The following is a 17,347-nucleotide window of genomic DNA, read 5'->3' as shown; positions in this document are numbered from 1 at the left end:
ATCGATCAGGTTCGGGTCTCGTACAACACGGGGGAGAGCCAGTCGACGTGTGCGGGGTCTTCTCCGATTGCGAGGGTTCGCAGGGTCAGGACTTTTGCGCCGTCGAGGTCTGCTGTGAAAGGCACGGGGGGTTCGCCTGCCCGGATTTCCGCTCTGAAGAGTTCACGTCCGTCGGCTTCGACAATGGCGACCGCGCTGGTGTTCGGCGTCTCGTTGTCAACCCCGACCTCCCCAGACAAATGTGAGGCATGACCCCCGAGATGGAAGCTGGCGTGTCCGGGTGACGACATGCCCAGTCCCGTCCCTGCTTGCACGTCGCCCACCCGCAAGCGCTGCCCGTCCCCGGGGTTGCCGCCGCCGTTGCTCATGTCTCGCTCGACGGGACCGGACTCGTTGCGAAACTCGATCATGGTCAAGTTCGACAGCTGAGCCTCGCCGGTGAAGGGACGGAAAACGCGCACCGGCGAGAAGAGTGGAACCGCTCCACCATCGTTGACTTCGACCATCACGACTCCGGCGCACCCCGGACGGAGGTCATCCGGGTGATGGACTTCCCATCTGCCTTGCCCGAGCGACTTCGCAGACCATCGCGGCGGCACCCGCAGAGTCGCCACTTCATCGACGTGCACCTCCGCACGCCCGGATTCGTCCGCCTCCACGATCGGTGCCGCAGTCCAGGGCAGGCCGCGTCGCTGATTCGGCTCAGCACGGAACAACTCGGCCGCTTCAGCGACGAGAATGGCCGCAAAGCCCCCGTCGTTCGCGATGTCCACCTCGAGAGTCTTCTCGACACTCACCACGGACTCTTCGAACCCACCGTCGCCTGCGTCCGTGACTACCCACGCTCTGAAGGTCCCATCGTTGCCGAGCCGGTCGAGCGGGACACTGAGATGGCGGGAAGGTCCCGTCGCGAGTGCTCCGACGAACCAACGGTCGCCACTGCGCCGAGCCAACACAGCCTCAGTATCGGGTGACCCGGCGAGGAGCCTCGTCTCATCCCACTTCGACGGGAGCTCCTGGAGAAGGCGCGAGACCGCCGGCTCCGCGGCGTAGACGTCGACGTCGTCCGCAAAATGGGTGATTCCGCTCTCAAAAACCACAGCCATCGCGAGCTCGTGAGCAGCGCTGGTCGTTCTCCCGGGTGCTTTGAGAGCGACGGGCGTGTAGTCCATGGCTCCGACAACGTTTCGGGTGAATGGCTGGATGACGTTGTGGCTCGATGTGAGGGGGGTGTCTTGGTAGAAGACGTAGTATTCAGATCCCCTGATTGCTTCGTAGCTGACAACCTGCGGCCAGGTTCTCGCCCAGCCTCGGGGGATGACCGAACCATGGAAATTCACCATGAGTCGAAGTCGGGCGCTCTCCTGGAGGATCGAGTCGTACCAGCGGTACCTGTCTTTAGACTCTGACTCCATGAAATCGACCTTGATTCCAGCTACGCCCCACGATTTCCACAGAGCGAGCTTCGAGATCTTTTCGGGCCCATCCAGGTCGTGCCACACGCACCACAGGTGAACCTGTATGCCGGCGCTACTGGCGTAGGCGACGATTTCCGGTACCCATGTCTCCTCCCAGCCGCAGTCGATGAGGAGGTGCTCCCAACCCATCTCAGCTGCAACGTCCACGAAATGCTTCTGGTGCTCGATCTGGGCACCCGAGTAGAAGTCCGACCACCACGACCATGCAGCCCGGCCGGGCCGGACCCAGGAGGCATCTGTCATCGACGCGTGGCGTCCGGGCGCGACCTCGTCGACGAGGTTCGTTTCCACGATCGCCGTCAAGTCACCGAAGACGAAGACGCGCCACGGGGTCACGGTTCCGCGCGCAATCTCGGTCGACACGTCGGCGGTTTCGAATGTGAGTTCCTGACGCCCCTGGTCGACCACGCCGTGCGCTCCGCTGTAACGTCCGTCGATCGCCGCTTCGGAAATGAGGAGATATCCTCCCGCCGCGTTCTCTAGCAGTGCCGGAAAGCCGTAGCTTCCAGGTGCGAGCTCCTTGACTGCGGATCCGAAACGCGGCGTTTCATACCAGGTCTGGTAATCCAACATCCACGCCCGCTCCCACGTCGAAAGCTGGACTGCAGTGTGCTCCGCATCGAGCGTGCTTACGCCCCAGAGATCGGGGATGTCGTAGCGGAGAGCGAGTCCGTCCTCGGCGAGGCGAAGCACAACCGACCACTCGAATCCGTCGCGTTCCACGAAGGAGATCGTCGCTTCATCGTGGTTTCGTAGCGTCGGCAGCGTAGTTTTCCCCGACACCGGCTCGATTCGTTCTGCTACCTGACGTTCCGACGAGCGGAATACTTCTGTGCCGTTCGCGAGTCGTCTCCCGCCCACCGTGAGCCCGAGACGAACCCTGAGGAACTCTTGGCTCTGCGTGCGAACGGCCGCGTAGAGGCCGGACTCCTCCGCTGTGACATCGACCCGATGCAGCCCTCTGTTGAGGCTGATGAGGGGTGTGACAGCAGTGACCACTTCGTCTCCTGATTCCTTGGCGATCTCTTCGCCTGGGGAGACACTATGCGCTTCCAGCGGCACGCCGTATAGTGATTCGGCGGTGTCTGCCTGGACATTCGGATGAATCGAAACGTCCATGCCGACGCGCCATTTGCCACTGTCCCGGGCCTACCGGTCAGGTTTTGCTGTGAGGGTGTCAGAGACGCCCCGCATACAGCTCCCGTCCGCTCCACCGCATCTTGCCGCCGAACTCGCAGCCGGCGGCAGTGTTGCGTGGTCCCAGCCGATCACGGTCCACACCTATGAGGTGGGTGACCCCGACCCGTACCCCCTCTTCGTCGACCGTCGGGTGTATCAGGGGTCTAGTGGACGCGTGTACCCAATCCCGTTCATCGACAGGGTGGATACGGAGGGCGCGCCACGGCAGTGGCAGGCCATCCACCTCGAGAATCGCTGGATCAGGCTGGTCGTACTGCCCGAACTAGGAGGGCGGATCCATATCGGCTACGACAAGACGGCCGAGTACGACTTCTTCTACCGGAACAACGTGATCAAGCCGGCGCTCGTAGGCCTCGCTGGCCCGTGGGTATCTGGGGGAGTGGAATTCAACTGGCCGCAGCATCACAGGCCGGCGACCTACCTCCCCGTCTCAACTCACATCGAACAGGCGCCAGATGGAACAGTCACCGTGTGGTGTTCTGACCACGACCCGTTCGCGCGAATGAAGGGGATGCACGGGATCCGGCTGCACCCGGATAGGGCCGCTGTCGAACTCGTCGTCAAGCTGCACAACAGGACGAGCGAGTCGCAAACATTTCTCTGGTGGGCGAACGTGGCCGCGCGAGTTCACGACAACTACCAATCGTTTTTCCCGAGCGATGTGCACTTCGTCGCGGACCACGCGCGCAGGGCCATCACGGCGTTCCCACACGCGGACCGCCCCTACTACGGCGTCGACTACCCTGCGATGGCGAAGGATGGGGGTGATCGCTTGGACTGGTACAAGAACATCCCAGTCCCCACCTCGTACATGGTCACAGCGACCAAGGAAGACTTCTTCGGCGGGTACGACCACGACGCGGAGGCAGGGTTCGTCCACGTCGCCGACCGACACATCGCTCCCGGGAAGAAGCAGTGGACGTGGGGGAACTCCCCATTCGGACACGCCTGGGACCGCCTCTTGACCGATGGCGACGGACCCTACGTGGAGCTCATGGCTGGCGTGTACACAGACAACCAGCCGGACTTCGCTTGGCTGGAGCCAGGTGAGACGAAACAGTTCACCCAGACATGGTTCCCAATTCAGAGAATCGGCCCGGTCGACTACGCCTCCCCGGAAGGTGCCATCAGCATCAAAATCCTGAGCGCGGACCGGGTAGCGATCGGAGTTGCCGTGACTTTTGCGCGCCCCGGCTCGCGCATCGAGATCATTGCCAGCGACGAAGAGATTCTGGGAGTGGAATCAGACCTCGTCCCCGGAGACGCATGGACCTGGACAGGATCTCTGCCAGCCGGGACTGAGGCAGCCGACCTCGAAGTGCGCGTTACTCAGGGCGCGGACATCGTCCTCCAGCGTCGGCCTCGGGTGGAGGGCCCCGCGACGGAACCGCGGACAGCATCGGCACCTCCGCTCCCGGGTGACATCCAGAGCAACGACGAGTTGTTCTGGACCGGCATGCACCTCCATCAGTACCGGCATCCAACCCGCTCTCCGCTGCCGTACTGGGAAGAAGCGATCCGGCGCGATCCCGGCGACGCCAGGTGCAGAGTGGCTCTGGCCGACGTGGCATATCGCCGCGGTGAGTATCTGGTAGCTGAAACGCACCTTCGTGTAGGCCTGGAGCGAGCTACCGCGCTGAACGGAAACCCGCGTGACGGTGAGGCTTCTTACCTACTCGGGATGGTTCTCGCTCGCACTGGTCGTCACGATGAGGCCGTCGATGCGCTGGCGAAGGCAGCGTGGGACGGGCGATGGGCAGCTCCCGCAGGGGTTGAGATCGCACGACTCGCGCTTCAACGGGGTGACCGCTCTGTCGCAATTGAGAAAATCGATCAGGTGCTTGCGAGTAATCCTGCAGACGCACGAGCAGTTGTCATCCGCGCTATAACTCTGCGAAAGTCCGGGCGGACGGACGATGCGACCAGGTTGGTGGATCACCTGCTGGCCGCCGACCCTCTCGATCACGTCGCTCGTGTTCTGCGTGACGGGGAAGAGGCCGCCGGCTCACTCGACGGCCGAACGATCATGGACGTGGCAACCGATCTCAGCGCTGCCGGTGAAACCGAACTCGCGCTGAGACTGCTCGAGATCGCAGGCCGCGCGGACGTAACCCCGGCTGGCGAAGTCCGACCGATCGCCCATTATCGTCGTGCGCAGCTACTGGAGCTTCTGGGCGACTCGCACGGCGCCGCTGCTGCAAGAGAGGCTGCCCATCTCGTTCCAGATGCGCTTTGCTTCCCTGCGGGACTCGACGATCACGACGCGCTACAGGCCGCGCTTCGCGCCGACCCTGATGACGAAAGGGCCCAAGATCTGCTGGCGATGCTCCTTTTCGACCGCGGGCGCCAAGCGGAAGCGTTGAAGCTGTGGCGCGAGGTGATCGCCCGTCCGACAGCGTCGACGCGAGCGCTGCGGAATGCTGCCTTAGCCGTGTATGCGGTCGAAGGTGACCTCGACGCTGCGAGCGGTCTCTACAACCGTGCGATCGAAGCGAAACCCGACGGTCGACTGCTGTTCGAGAGGGATCAGCTGCTCGAACGGATGGCCGTGTCTGCCGAAGATAGGCTCAGCCTGTTGGAGCCGCACCGCGACATAGCCTTCTCGCGCGATGACCTCACCGTCGAGTACACAGACCTTCTGGTTGACGTGGGTCGATGGGAAGAGGCACTGCAAGTTCTTCAAACGCGCCCCTTCGCGCCCTGGGAAGGAGGGGAGGGGAAAGTGCTGGGCGTTTGGGAGCGGATCGGCCTCGTTCGTGCCGAGGAAGCGGAAAGGTCCGGCGACCTCACAGGGGCACTCAACGCGATTGCGACAGCGGTGGCTGTGCCCCCTAACATCGGCGAGGATCGGCATCCGCTCGCCGACACGACGACGCTCTTCGGACGATGGGCTGATCTCCTAGAACGCACGGGAGATCTTCAGCAGGCGGACGAAGTGCGGAAGCGAATCCGCGCGTCGACAGAAGTGCGGCCGATAGGTGAGGACGGGACCATCGACTACTTCGCGACCTCGCTTCCGGACCTGCTGCTATTCCCGCCCAAATGAGTTGACGTGGGCCTGGAGGGAGACCTCCAGGCCCACGTCAACCGACCTGGCGACCCTGAGATTTGGCGGAGGCCTTCCATTACGGGCATGTCCTGTCGCTTGACGGTCGGTCAAGGCTCCGTCCGAGTCGCAAGGATGAACTCGACGATATGAATCGGCCTGACTTTCGTTCCGTTCTTCTAGCAAGGATGGAACTCGATGAACAGGAAGTATTCGCCGGAGATGCGTGAGCGGGCGTTGCGGATGCTCGCGGAGACGCGACCGTCGCACCCGACGATGATGAGCGCCGTGCGGCATGTCGCCGGGCTGCTCGGGATGAGCCCCGAGACGCTGCGACTCTGGCAGCGCCGATACGAGGTCGACGCGGGCGTGAAGCCTGGGCTGACCACCGATGCGGCGGCGGAGATCAAGCGGCTGCGGAAGGAGAACGCCGAGCTGCGCAAGGCCAACGAGATCCTCAAGGCTGCGAGCGTGTTTTTCGCGAAGGAGCTCGACCGCCCCTGACCGAGATGATCCGGTTCATCAACGAGCACCGGGATCGTTTCGGGGTCGAGCTCATCTGCCGGGTCCTCCGACCGGCGGTCCAGGGCTTCCTCACCGCACGCGGCAACCGCGCCGCTGTCGGCCGTGCGCCGTCGGCCAGGCAACTGAAGGACGATCTCCTCGTCCCGGAGGTCGTGCGGCTGCATGCGGAGAACTACGGCGTCTACGGGCGCCGGAAGATGCACGGTGAACGGCTACTACAAGGCCGAACTCGTCCGCGGACCCGCTCGATCCGGGCCATGGAAGACAGTCAACAATCCCAATGATGCGCCGGTGCTCACTCTGCAAGTTCTTGAGCTGCTTCCGTTGCGCCTTCGGCAGCAGCAAGCCAAGCAGCTTGAACGCTGCGATCTGCTGCTCCATCTCCTTGACGGACGGAAGATCGCGCGCCGAGCCGTAGGGGCTCACTTTGTGCGTGTCGCTCATGTCTTGACCGTATCCGCGAGCACCGACACTCACGGCATGTTGTAGCTCGGTCCGTGCAACTCCGCTCGTCACAGGCTCCGAGCGGGCCGAGCCGCCGCGGTCTGTCGTACCTGCTGCGCCGACTGCTCGTCGTTGGTGATGGCGTGGGCGCGGTTGAGGGCGGCGCGGGCGCGGATGGCGTCGATCTTCTGGCTGGTGCTCTCCGGTGCCGCGCCGAGCGGGGTCCGGTCGTCGGTGATGCCGTAGCGGTCGCGGTAGGCCGCGATGGTGCAGGCGGCGCGCCACCACGCCGCCTTCTCCTTTTCGCCCCTCGGTGCCGTGCCGAGGTCTGCCGTCCACGGTTCCTCATCGGTCAAGGAGCCACGGAGCACGGCCCGGCGCGAGCCTCGATCAGCTCGCGGCGCTCGTCCAGGGCTTGCCGCACGTCGTCGGTCATCTGTCCGCCGGCGTGCGGGATCAGGCCGACGATAAGCATCGGGCGCTTGCGGGTTCGGCCTGATCCGGCGGGCCGGGCGGTGGCGCGTGCCACGCGGGTGTGGAGGACAGAGGCGATGTCGTCGGCATCGTCCAGACTCCGCGCCGCCACCAGACGCGGGAGCAGCGCATCAAGGTCATGGTGGTTGGCTTCGGCGTGACGCAGCTCGGCCGACAGTGCGCCGTAGGCGTCGGAGCTGAGCACGTCTTCGACCTGCTCGACGGTGAGCCCGGACGCGGTGAGCAAGGTCGCCCAGCGGTCTGACTCGCGGGGCGGAAGGTGCTCCCCGCGCCACGGCATCTCAGAGGCCTCCACCGTGCGCTCACGGCGTACGTTGACGAACACCTCATGTAGGTCTTGCGATTATCACACATATCTGTGATATTGGACCCCACCACGGCGCATAGGTATCAGGGAAGCATGTACGAGTTTTCTCTGCGCCCTGTGCTAATTCAGTCCATCTCGGAAGCAAGGTCGAAGGATACTCATGGGTACTCGCAGGATGGTGGCCGCGACCATCGCGGCCGCAGTCATCGGCTCGACGCTGATGCTCGGCTCACCCGCTCTCGCCGCCCCGGAGGACGCGCCGGCACCGGAGACGACCGCCCGCGCCGGCGCCGAGGAGGACCTCGGATATCCGATCGACGGGAAGGTGCTCTCCCCGGAGTCATCGCTCGGCACCGATGCCGACGGCACGCCGCTCGCCTTCTGGGTGACGAACGGCAACGCCGAGGTCCCCGCCATGTTCCAGGTGACCGAGGTGCTGCCCGACACCGCCGGCGGCACCGGCAACAAGGTGATCTTCAAGCAGCGGGTGCCCGCGGGCGTCAACAGCTGGGCGAACACCTTCAACGCCGTCGACGGGACGGTCTACTTCGGCATGACCGAGGGCCAGCTCTACAGCTGGAAGCCGGGGGATCAGGAGATCACCGACCACGGCACGCCGTTCCCCGGACAGCAGATCTGGCGACTGGCGACCGCGCCGGACGGCATGGTCTACGGCGGGACCTACCCCGGCGGACGGCTGTTCTCACTCGATCCGACGACCGGCCAGACAGCGGACCTCGGTCAGGTGAACGCCGGGGAGACCTACCTGCGCTCGCTGGCGATCGACGACGACTACGTCTACGCCGGGAGCCAGCCGAACGCGAAGCTCGCGCGCTACGACCGCCACACGGGCGAGGTGACCGACATCCCGATCCCGATCGCCGGACAGGGGACGACCTACGACATGACGCTCGCCGGCGGATACCTCTTCGTCAGAGTGGAGCCGATCAACACGCTGATCGTCTACGACACCTCCGATCTGTCGGTCGTGAACACGGTGCCGAAGGTCACCGGACGGGTGATCTCGCAGGCGGATCCGTCCGGGAAGTCGGTGTGGTTCCGCCTCAACAACGGCGTCGATCCCGTGGGCATCTACCGGTACGACCTCGAGACGCACACCTACTCGCCGCTCGGCTTCAATCCGAACGCCTTCCCCGGCGCGTGGATGTGGTACGAGGATCCCGACCAGGAGACCTGGCCCGGCATGACCGCGATCATGACCTACTACAACGGCCGGATCTACACCTGGAACGAGACCAAGCGCAAGGGTCTCTACTTCGGCGAGGCCGACCTGGAGAGCACGCCGAACCCGATCCAGACCATCGGCGCCGGGCCGGACGGCGGCCTCTACATCAGCGGCTTCCTCTCCCCTCCCGGGATGTCGCGGTTCGACCCTGCGACCGATCAGTACACGCTGCTGCCCGGAGCGGGGCAGATCGAGGGCATCGGCACGTTCGGCGACAGCCTGGTGCTCGGCCGCTACCCCAAGGCCGACCTGCTCCGCTACGACACCACGCAGCCGTGGGCGAACGGCACCAACCCCGGCGCGCCGGTGAGCATCGGGGACGAGCAGGATCGTCCGCACTCCCTGGTCCGCGTCGGCGACCGGATGGCGGTGTCCACGGTTCCGGTCTCCGGTCGCCTCGGTGGGGCGATCACCCTGTGGGATCCGGCCACCGGCGACACCGAGGTGCATCGCAACCTGGTGCCCGATCAGGGCGTGGTCTCGCTCGCCGAACGCGACGGACTGATCTACGCCGGCACGACGATCAACGGCGGGTACGGCACCGAGCCCACGGCCGCGGAGGCCGAGCTGTTCGCCTTCGATCCGGAGAGCGGAGACGTGGTGTACCGCACGGTGCCGGTGCCGGGCGCGGTGTCGGTGAACGCGCTGACCTTCGACGAGGACGGCGTGCTGTGGGGCATCGCCGACGGGTACCTGTTCAATGTCGACCCCGTCGATGGCTCGGTGATCCGCTCCGAGCAGGTCTTCCCGCACCGCACCAGCATGTACGCGGCCGACCGCTCGATCGTGTTCCGTGACGACGGCTACCTGTACGCGACGGCCAGCGGTTCGCTGTGGCGCGTGGATCCGGCCTCCTTCACCGCGGAGCTGCTCGCCGCCGACGGCGCGGGGCACCTCACGGAGGGCTCCGACGGCAACCTGTACTACGCCAGGGTCGCGACCCTGTACCGCTGGAACTTCGCGCTGGGCGACGTCCTGCCCGCGCCGTGGGACAGCGGCGCCGTCTACGACACGGGCGACGAGGTGCGTCGCGCCGGAAGCACCTGGCGTGCCACGTGGTGGACGCAGAACCAGGAGCCGGGCGATCCGTCGGGCCCGTGGCAGGAGATCGCAGAGACCGAGGACGGCACCGCCCTGTGGACGCCGTCGCGCATCTTCGTCGCCGGCGAGACCGCCGTGCATGAGAGCGTGGTCTACACCGCGAAGTGGTGGACCAGGAACCAGATGCCCGGCGATCCCTGGGGCCCCTGGCAGCCCGCCGGCTGATCCGGGCGTCGTCGGAGGCCGGCCCTTCGGGTGGGCCGGCCTCCGACGGCTCGAGCGCGGGGGCTATGAGGCGCCCGTGCCCCTGGCGATCTCGGCCGCCCGGATTGTGTTGGCGACCACCGTCCGGGACTGCGCGCCGTCCACGGGCAGCCGCCCCTCTCGCGCGGCGGCGGCGAGCTCGCGGATCAGTCCGGCGAAGCCCATGGCCTCGTCCGCGTCGGCGTCGCGGCCGATGTCGGCGGCGGCGACCCCGTCGGCCGTGAGGGCCTCGATCGCATAGCGGTCCGGGCCGGGTACGCCGGTCACCCATGCCTCGACCGGCACCGCGCCCCCGCCGGGCAGGCTCAGCGTTCCCGACACCGCTGCGGCGTCTTCGGAGCGTGTCGGTGAACCCGCCCGCCGTCGCACCCATCCCGTCGAGCCGGTGAGCACGGCGCCGGGCAGCAGCACGTCGACCATCTCCCAGGCGTGCACCCCGACGGTGACGAGCGTGCCGCCGCCGACGGTGGGATCGTCCTGCCATTCCCGGCCTGCGGAGCGGAACAGGGCGTTGTCGTGCTGCGCGATCACGCGGATGCCGAGGATCTCCGCATCCGCCGTCGCTCGACGCAGCTCCTGCACGGCGGGAGCGAACCGCAGCACCGAGCTCGTCCCGATCAGCGACGACGGGACCCCGTCGACCGCCTCGTCCCACGCCTCCAGCTGCCGCCGATTCGCCGCGATGACCTTGTTGAAGAACACCGGCGCGCCGGACGCGGCGAGCAGCGCCGCAGTGCGGGGCACGTCGTCGAGATGCGGCGTCGCGATGATCAGGTCGGGGCGCCGGGCGCAGAGCGCGGCGAGCGAGTCGCGCTGGGGGCAGCCGAACCGGTGGGCGAACTCGGCGCGGCGGCGGGGGTCGGGGTCCGCCACACCGACGATCTCCGCGCCGACGGCGAGCGCGTTCTCGGCATCGGAGTACGGATGCGAGTGCGCCAGGCCCGCGAACCCGATCTGCAGCGGCCGGCTCATGCCAGGACGGCGAGCGGCTCTCGGCTCACGGTGTGCCGCAGCGGCACGCGCCGCGCGAAGGCCTCGATCTCATCCGCCACGATCCGCCCCTGCCGGAGCCGTCCCTCCCACGTGCCGGCCGCTCGATGCGGCGTGAGCAGCACGTTGGGAAGCCGCCGAAGCGGGCTCCCGGCGGGCAGCGGCTCCTCGTCGAACACGTCGATCGCGGCGTCGATCCTTCCCGTCTCCAGTTCGCGCAGCAGCGCGCGCTCATCGACCAGCCAGGAGCGGGCGGTGTTCACCAGCCCCGCGCCGTCGGGCATCAGCGCGAGCTCCCTCGCGCCGAGCATCCGGTGCGTGACGGGCAGCGATGGCGCATGCAGGGCGACGATGCGCGCCCTCGTGAGCGCCTCGTCCAGCCCCACGAGCTCCGCGCCCAGCGCCGCCGCCTCCTGCGCCCCGAGCGTCGGATCGACCAGCAGCGGTTCGGCGCCGAGCGCCCCGATCAGCTCGAGGTAGGCGCGTCCGGTGCGGGAGGCGCCGACGACGGCGATCGGGGCGCCGAGGATCTCGTGCTGCACGCCGGCGGACTCCGGCCGGTGCCAGGCGGCCGATCCGTCGCGCAGCGCGTTGTGCATCCGCGGCACGCGATGCAGCAGCGCGAGGGTGAACGCCAGCGACACCTCGGCGACCGACCGCGCCATCCCTGTCCCCGCCTGCGTGACCAGCACGTCCCGATCGAACACCTCGTCGGTCACCAGCGCTCGGACGGATGCGCCGGTGTGGGCGACGAGCCCGAGGGCGGGAAGGGCGTCCAGGAGCTCCGCCGTGAACGGCGCGGCGCCCCAGCTGGTCACGACCACCCGCGCCCGGGAGGTGTCGGGGACGTCGGCGAGCGCGTCCACGCGCAGGAACGAGCCGCCCAGCAGCTCGGCGGCGGCCTCGAGCCGCGCCCTGTCGTCCGGAGCGAAGAACTCGGTCATGAGGCCTTCGGAGACGGCCGCGACGAGGCTCGGCGGGGTCACGCCAGCCAGTCCCGGATGTGCGAGGCGACGAAGGCGTCGTCGGTGAGGGCGGGATACGCGCTGCGCACCCGGGAGATCTCCTCGGCCTGCCCCGGTGAGAGCCCCTCGTCCGGATCCAGGCACCAGGTGCCGGCGAGCAGCCCCTGCTGCCGCAGCATCTCGTGAACGCCCGCGATCACGCCGTGGAAGTCGTTGCCGGGGTCGAAGACGGCCTGGTTGAGGTCGAGCACGTCCGCGGAGAGCCGGCCGAGCTCGCGATACGCCGCCTCGTCGCCCGCGGCGGCGCGGTGCGCCTTCTGCAGCAGCCCCACCGCCGCACGCGTGCCGACCGCCCACTGACCGAGCAGACCGCCGACGAAGCGCATGGTCCGCGGGCCCTGCGGGGTGTCCACGTGGAACTCCGCGAGGAGATCGGAGACGATCGTGTCGTCGTTGCCGGTGTACAGCGCGATCTCGTCGGCGCGGCCGGAGGCGGCGACCCCGCGCACGAGCTCCAGCGTGCGGTAGCGGTCGAACGGCGCCGCCTTCACGGCCACGACCGAGGGGATGCGCGCGAAGGCGCACCAGAAGTCGCGGTCCAGCACGGGACCGCCGATCGCGGCCTGCAGGTAGAAGCCGATCACGGGCAGCACCTCGGCGACGGCGGCCGCCCGCTGCAGGAGCGCCTGCTCGTCGGCGCCCGCGACCCGGGGGCTGACCAGCACGGCGTCGTAGCCGAGCGACCGGGCCAGCTCCGCCTCGGCCACGGCCTGCTCGATGTCGCCGGCGACGCCGGCGACCCGGATGACGTCGGGACGTCCGCCGCGGTCCAGCTCCTCCGCGGCGAGGGCGAGCACGGGCTCGAAGAGCGCGTGCTCCTCGTCGCGGATCTCGAACTGCGTCGTGTGCACGCCGATGGCGATGCCTCCGGCCCCCGCATCGAGGTAGTACCGGGTGAGGGCACGCTGGCGCCTCTCGTCCAGCGTCCGCTCGGCGGTGAGGGCGAGCGGGTGCGCGGGGATCACGACGCCCTCGGCGAGAGCCCGCGCGGCCTCGGCGCGCAGTGCGGGCGCCGCCATCAGAACTTCCCGTCCCGCACGGCCCACTTCGTGGGCTTTGCGGTCATCGGCAGCCCGTCGCGCAGCCAGGCGGCCTGCCAGCGGATGAGCGCGTCCGCCGGCACCTGCGGATAACCGAACTCCGCCATGCAGCGCCGGGCGTCGCTCAGCAGCGCGGTGGGCTGCGGCTCTCCGTCGAAGACGACCTCGCGCTCGAGCAGCTCGCCGAACTCCCGCGCGACGGACTCGACGCTCAGCAGCTCCGGCCCGGTGAGATTGATCGTGAACACGTCGGAGGAGGCGCGACCGAGACTGCGCAGCACGACCTCGTTCGCGTATCCCTGCCAGACGACGTTGACGTTCGCCGTCGCCAGCGAGACCGGCTCCCCCGCGAGCACCGCGCTTCCGATGTCGGCGAGGACGCCGTAGCGGAGGTCGACGGCGTAGTTGAGCCGGATGACGGCGACCCGCGTGCCACGCTCCTGCGCGCCGAACTCGAACACGCGCTCCCGACCGAGGCAGGACTGCGCGTACTCGCCGATCGGCGCCGGAGCGACGTGCTCGGAGGCGCCGCCGGACGAGGCGGGCACGAACGGGTAGACGTTGCCCGTAGACAGCACGGAGATCGCGCTGGACCGATAGCGGCGGGCGACGCGGTCGGGCAGGGCGGCGTTGACCTCCCAGGCCCAGGAGGCGTTGGTCGCCGCCCCGAACTTCGCGCCGACCATGAACACCACGTTCTCGGCGTCCGGAAGCGGGGAGAGATCGTCGTTCTCGATGAGGTCGAAGGGGATCGCCTGGACCCCCGCCGACTGCAGACACTCCCGCACCGCGGCGTCGCCGAACCGCGACACGGCGTACACCGTGTCGCCCGAGCGCCCCGCGGCGTCCAGCCCGCGGCGGGCCAGCACCGCGAGCGTGGGTCCCATCTTCCCGCCCGCGCCGAGGATCACCAGATCTCCGCTTCCGCGGGCCAGGTCCTCGATCAGTCCCGGGTCGGGCGCGGTGAGCGCCTCCTCCAGCTCCGCCTCGGAGGCGAATCGTCGCTCTGTCACGTCGTGTGGTCCCTTTCGTCGTCGGGCGTCTTGCCTGTCGGTCATCCCTTGATCCCCGTTCCGGTGACGCCCTCCTGGACGTACCGCTGGGCGATGAGGTACGCGAAGAAGATCGGGACGAGGGCGACGACCGAGCCGGCCAGCATCACGCTCAAGGGCACGTTCTGCTGCTGCAGCGACGCGATGCCGACGGTGAGGGTCCACATGCTGCTCGACTTCGCGACGATCAGCGGCCAGAGGAAGTCGTTCCAGTGCCACAGGAACACGAAGACGCCCAGTGTGGCCAGGATGGGCTTGCACAGCGGCAGCACGAGCCCGAGGAACATCCGCAGCTCTCCGGCGCCGTCGATCCGCGCCGCCTCGAACAGCTCGTCCGGCAGGCCCTGGATGAACTGGCGCATCAGGAACACCGCCTGCGCGTTGGCGAGCGTGGGGAGGATGAGGCCCCAATAGGTGTTCACCGCGCCGAGATTGGCCATGAGGATGAACGTCGGGATGAGGGTGACGTGGAAGGGCACCATGACCATCGCCAGGAACGACCAGAACATCACCTCCTTGCCGGCGAAGCGCTTCTTGGCGAACGCGTAGCCCGCGAGCGCGGAGAAGAACAGCACGGCGACCACCGACACCACGGCGTAGACCATCGTGTTCAGCAGCCACATCAGCAGGTTCTGTCCGGACAGCACCTGCGCGTACGAGTCGAACGACAGGTTCCACGGCAGCAGCGAGCCGGGCAGCTCGACGACGGCCCCCGGCTTCAGGCTGAGGACCACCATCGCGTAGAACGGGAAGAAGGACAGGACGGCCGCCAGCCCGAGCCACAGCCAGCGCAGCACCACGCCGAAGCCCGTCGGCTCGAGCGCGTGGAACGAGCGCCGCCGGCCGGCCTTGCCGGGCAGGACGATGCTGGTCGTGGTGGTCATCGCTGCCTTCCGATCACGAGACGCTGGATGAGCGCCACGACCAGGGTCATCACGAAGAGCGCGACGCCGACGGCGGCGGCGTACCCGTAGTTGGTGTATTTGAAGCCCTGGTCGTATAGCAGATAGACGAGGGAATAGCTCGCGTTCGCCGGTCCGCCGCCGGTGGTGACGTAGATGAGCTCGAAGACCTGGAACGCGAACGTGGTCTCGATGACGGCGAGGAAGAAGATCGTGGGCCGCGTCTGAGGGAGGATGATCGCCCGGAACCGCTGCCAGGCGTTCGCGCCGTCCATCAGCGCCGCCTCCTCGAGCTCGCGCGGCACGTCCTGGAGCGCGGCGACGAAGATCATCATCCCGTAGCCGAACCGAGACCAGACGCCGATGATGACCAGCGCCGGGAGCACGAGGACGGGGTCGGCCAGCCAGCTCCGCCCCAGTCCGAGCGGCTCCATGAGCGCCGCCCACGGACCGTCGGCGGAGAAGATCCACGAGAAGATCGAGCCGGCCAGCACGAGCGAGGTGATCACCGGAAGGAAGAAGATCGAGCGGAAGAAGCGCGATCCGCGGAAGGCCCGGCGCACGCCGAGCGCCATGGCCATGGCCAGGGCGATCGCGATCGGAACCGAGAATGCGGTGTACAGCACAGTGGTCGTCAGCGCCCGCCAGAACAGCGGATCGACGAACAGCCGCTGGAAATGGTCGAGCCCCCGCCACCCGATCTCGCCGACGATGCTGTAGTCGAAGAAGCTCAGCGCGACGCCGACGATCGCCGGGCCGAACCGGAAGACCAGGAACAGCAGGAATGCCGGCAGCACGAACAGCAGGGCGATGCGGGCCTCACGGCGGGCGAGCACGCGCATCGCGCGGGTCCTCACCGGCCGCCGCGGCGATGCCATGGTCGTGGTCGTCATCGAGGTCCTCCTCGGCTCGTCGTGACTCGGTCGAAAGAAGCGGGTGCGCCGGACCGGCGGCCGGCCCGGCGCACCCGCGTCACGCTACTTCGCCAGCAGCGGCTCTGCCGCGGCGGCGGCCGCGTCCAGCGCCTCCTGTGCGGACTTCTGCCCCAGCAGCGCGGCCTGGATCTCCGGGACCAGCACACCCATGAGCTCGCGCGAGCTGGTGTTCAGCTCGCCGACCGTCGTGCTCGGGATGGTCGCCTCGACGGCCGAGAGAACCGGGTCGTCCGCGTACAGCTCGCCGGTCGACTTCAGCGCCGAGAAGAAGCCCGCCTGCGTGAGGTACGGCACGACGACGTCCTCGCCGGTGGCGTACTCGGCGAAGGCGGCGGCGGCCTCCTTGTCCTGCGCGCCCGTGAGCATCGCCAGCGAGCCGACGGTGCCGTAGGCCACGGACTCCTTGTCCTTCAGCGGCGCCACCACGTGGATGTCGTCCCAGAACGGCTGCACCTCGGCGACCGAGTGGTTCCACGTGCAGGCGACCTTGTGCTGCGCGATCGCGGTCTGCTCCATCGGCACGTTGGTCGTCAGCGCATCGGGGACGAGCGCGTCCTGCTCGGCCAGCTCGGTGAGGAAGCTCAGGGCCTCGACGCCGGGCTCCTCGTTGAAGCCGACCGACGAGCCGTCCTCCGAGTAGATGCTCCCGCCGGCCTGCCAGAGCAGCGGGTAGAACGACTGGTTGAGGGTCATCTCCGGGTAAGCCGAGTACGAGATGGTGTAGAGGCCCTGCTCGCTGAGCTGCGGGGCGATCTCGAGCACGTCGTCCCAGGTCTCGGGGTACTCCGTGAGACCGGCGGCCTCGAAGACCTGGCCGTCGCAGAGCAGCGGCAGCGCGGAGGTGAGCATGGGCGCGCCCATCAGCTCGCCGTCGAGGGTGACCGACTCCATGACGTTGTCGAGCAGGTCGCTCTTGCGCTCATCGCTGAGGTACGGCCCGATCGGCTCGATCGCGTCCTGATAGGCCGCGAGCTGATCGGGGATGAGGTAGACCAGATCCGGCCCGGTCTTGGCGGCGATCGCGGTCTGCAGCGCCTCATCGCGATTCGCCCACGGGAAGATCTCGTAGTCCACGGTGATCTCGGGATGGTCGGCCGTGAAGTCCTCCACGACCTGATCCCAGTGAGCCTTGTGGGCGGCTTCGTCGGCCAGGATGGGGTAGAGCCAGAGGGTGACATGCTGATCCTGGGAGCCGTCTCCGTCGCCGGAGCCGCCTCCCCCGGAACAGCCGGCCACCAGCAGAGCGGCGGCGAGACCGGCGGTGATGCCGAGAACCTTCTTGGTGCGCATGGTGCTCCTTACTAAACCGTTCGGGGTATCCGCATTATGGCATCACACTGGGATAATTAGTCAAGCC

At 67.6% G+C, this 17,347-nt stretch carries 14 protein-coding genes and 1 other annotated feature; of the genes, 4 read left to right on the top strand and 10 right to left on the bottom strand.

Annotation, left to right across the window (positions count from 1 at the left end; translation table 11 throughout):
- Positions 1–5: 5 nt before the first annotated feature.
- Positions 6–2,597, bottom strand: coding sequence for a glycoside hydrolase family 97 catalytic domain-containing protein (locus JOD60_RS05210; protein WP_084201902.1), 2,592 nt, complete (start codon positions 2,595–2,597; stop codon positions 6–8).
- A 169-nt stretch (positions 2,598–2,766) separates the two neighbouring features.
- On the opposite strand from JOD60_RS05210, the gene JOD60_RS05205 reads away from it, so the two are divergent.
- The 3 genes from JOD60_RS05205 to JOD60_RS05195 all read left to right on the top strand — a co-directional run bounded on the left by JOD60_RS05205 (position 2,767) and on the right by JOD60_RS05195 (position 6,533).
- A complete protein-coding gene (locus JOD60_RS05205) occupies positions 2,767–5,724 on the top strand; it encodes a tetratricopeptide repeat protein (RefSeq protein WP_076689176.1) in 2,958 nt (985 codons plus the stop codon).
- 198 nt (positions 5,725–5,922) lie between these two features.
- Positions 5,923–6,228, top strand: a complete 306-nt coding sequence (locus JOD60_RS05200; RefSeq protein WP_076689174.1) for a transposase — start codon at positions 5,923–5,925, stop codon at positions 6,226–6,228.
- Positions 6,195–6,311: a sequence feature (AL1L pseudoknot), on the top strand. (Overlaps the previous gene by 34 nt.)
- Positions 6,234–6,533, top strand: a complete 300-nt coding sequence (locus JOD60_RS05195) for a hypothetical protein (protein ID WP_157127851.1) — start codon at positions 6,234–6,236, stop codon at positions 6,531–6,533. It overlaps the preceding feature by 78 nt.
- A gap of 228 nt (positions 6,534–6,761) precedes the next feature.
- On the opposite strand, the gene JOD60_RS17305 is transcribed toward JOD60_RS05195, so the two are convergent.
- Positions 6,762–7,049, bottom strand: a complete 288-nt coding sequence (locus JOD60_RS17305; RefSeq protein WP_076689170.1) for a hypothetical protein — start codon at positions 7,047–7,049, stop codon at positions 6,762–6,764.
- Positions 7,046–7,414: a hypothetical protein gene (locus tag JOD60_RS17300; RefSeq protein WP_198159124.1), complete on the bottom strand. Its 369-nt coding sequence runs from the start codon at positions 7,412–7,414 to the stop codon at positions 7,046–7,048. The genes JOD60_RS17305 and JOD60_RS17300 overlap by 4 nt, the downstream gene beginning before the upstream one ends.
- Before the next feature lie 241 nt (positions 7,415–7,655).
- On the opposite strand from JOD60_RS17300, the gene JOD60_RS05180 reads away from it, so the two are divergent.
- A complete protein-coding gene (locus tag JOD60_RS05180; protein WP_084201900.1) occupies positions 7,656–10,007 on the top strand; it encodes a carbohydrate-binding protein in 2,352 nt (783 codons plus the stop codon).
- A gap of 63 nt (positions 10,008–10,070) precedes the next feature.
- Here the strand turns inward: JOD60_RS05180 and JOD60_RS05175 are convergent, their stop codons facing one another.
- The 7 genes from JOD60_RS05175 to JOD60_RS05145 form a co-directional block, all read right to left on the bottom strand.
- Complete coding sequence (locus JOD60_RS05175; RefSeq protein ID WP_076689163.1) at positions 10,071–11,018, bottom strand: Gfo/Idh/MocA family oxidoreductase; 948 nt, start codon at positions 11,016–11,018, stop codon at positions 10,071–10,073.
- Positions 11,015–12,022 carry a hydroxyacid dehydrogenase gene (locus JOD60_RS05170; protein ID WP_232321699.1) on the bottom strand — a complete coding sequence of 336 codons (1,008 nt, stop codon included), beginning with the start codon at positions 12,020–12,022 and terminating at the stop codon, positions 11,015–11,017. The genes JOD60_RS05175 and JOD60_RS05170 overlap by 4 nt, the downstream gene beginning before the upstream one ends.
- The gene (locus tag JOD60_RS05165; RefSeq protein WP_076689160.1) at positions 12,019–13,080 is read right to left on the bottom strand and encodes a dihydrodipicolinate synthase family protein; all 1,062 of its coding nucleotides are present in this window, start codon (positions 13,078–13,080) and stop codon (positions 12,019–12,021) included. The genes JOD60_RS05170 and JOD60_RS05165 overlap by 4 nt, the downstream gene beginning before the upstream one ends.
- Entirely contained in the window at positions 13,080–14,114 is a 1,035-nt protein-coding gene (locus tag JOD60_RS05160; RefSeq protein WP_076689158.1) for an NAD-dependent epimerase/dehydratase family protein, read from the bottom strand. The genes JOD60_RS05165 and JOD60_RS05160 overlap by 1 nt, the downstream gene beginning before the upstream one ends.
- Positions 14,115–14,155: 41 nt before the next feature.
- Positions 14,156–15,037 carry a carbohydrate ABC transporter permease gene (locus tag JOD60_RS05155; protein WP_076689156.1) on the bottom strand — a complete coding sequence of 294 codons (882 nt, stop codon included), beginning with the start codon at positions 15,035–15,037 and terminating at the stop codon, positions 14,156–14,158.
- Positions 15,034–15,948, bottom strand: a complete 915-nt coding sequence (locus JOD60_RS05150; RefSeq protein ID WP_084201899.1) for a carbohydrate ABC transporter permease — start codon at positions 15,946–15,948, stop codon at positions 15,034–15,036. Before JOD60_RS05150 ends, JOD60_RS05155 begins: the two co-directional genes overlap by 4 nt.
- An 84-nt stretch (positions 15,949–16,032) precedes the next feature.
- Positions 16,033–17,280, bottom strand: coding sequence for an ABC transporter substrate-binding protein (locus tag JOD60_RS05145; RefSeq protein ID WP_076689154.1), 1,248 nt, complete (start codon positions 17,278–17,280; stop codon positions 16,033–16,035).
- Between the last annotated feature and the right edge of the window lie 67 nt (positions 17,281–17,347).

Source organism: Microbacterium aurum (genome assembly GCF_016907815.1).
Classification (GTDB): Bacteria; Actinomycetota; Actinomycetes; order Actinomycetales; family Microbacteriaceae; genus Microbacterium; species Microbacterium aurum.
The sequence above is the reverse complement of the archived record's forward strand: the minus strand, read 5'-3'. Positions and strand labels throughout refer to the sequence as shown.

What these genes read in the sequence shown, in the direction of transcription:
- JOD60_RS05210 (WP_084201902.1), bottom strand. Translation starts at nt 2,597, where the DNA reads ATGGACGTTTCGATTCATCCGAATGTCCAGGCAGACACCGCCGAATCA.
- JOD60_RS05200 (WP_076689174.1), top strand. Translation starts at nt 5,923, where the DNA reads ATGAACAGGAAGTATTCGCCGGAGATGCGTGAGCGGGCGTTGCGGATG.
- JOD60_RS05195 (WP_157127851.1), top strand. Translation starts at nt 6,234, where the DNA reads ATGATCCGGTTCATCAACGAGCACCGGGATCGTTTCGGGGTCGAGCTC.
- JOD60_RS05180 (WP_084201900.1), top strand. Translation starts at nt 7,656, where the DNA reads ATGGGTACTCGCAGGATGGTGGCCGCGACCATCGCGGCCGCAGTCATC.
- JOD60_RS05175 (WP_076689163.1), bottom strand. Translation starts at nt 11,018, where the DNA reads ATGAGCCGGCCGCTGCAGATCGGGTTCGCGGGCCTGGCGCACTCGCAT.
- JOD60_RS05165 (WP_076689160.1), bottom strand. Translation starts at nt 13,080, where the DNA reads ATGGCGGCGCCCGCACTGCGCGCCGAGGCCGCGCGGGCTCTCGCCGAG.
- JOD60_RS05155 (WP_076689156.1), bottom strand. Translation starts at nt 15,037, where the DNA reads ATGACCACCACGACCAGCATCGTCCTGCCCGGCAAGGCCGGCCGGCGG.
- JOD60_RS05150 (WP_084201899.1), bottom strand. Translation starts at nt 15,948, where the DNA reads ATGACGACCACGACCATGGCATCGCCGCGGCGGCCGGTGAGGACCCGC.
- JOD60_RS05145 (WP_076689154.1), bottom strand. Translation starts at nt 17,280, where the DNA reads ATGCGCACCAAGAAGGTTCTCGGCATCACCGCCGGTCTCGCCGCCGCT.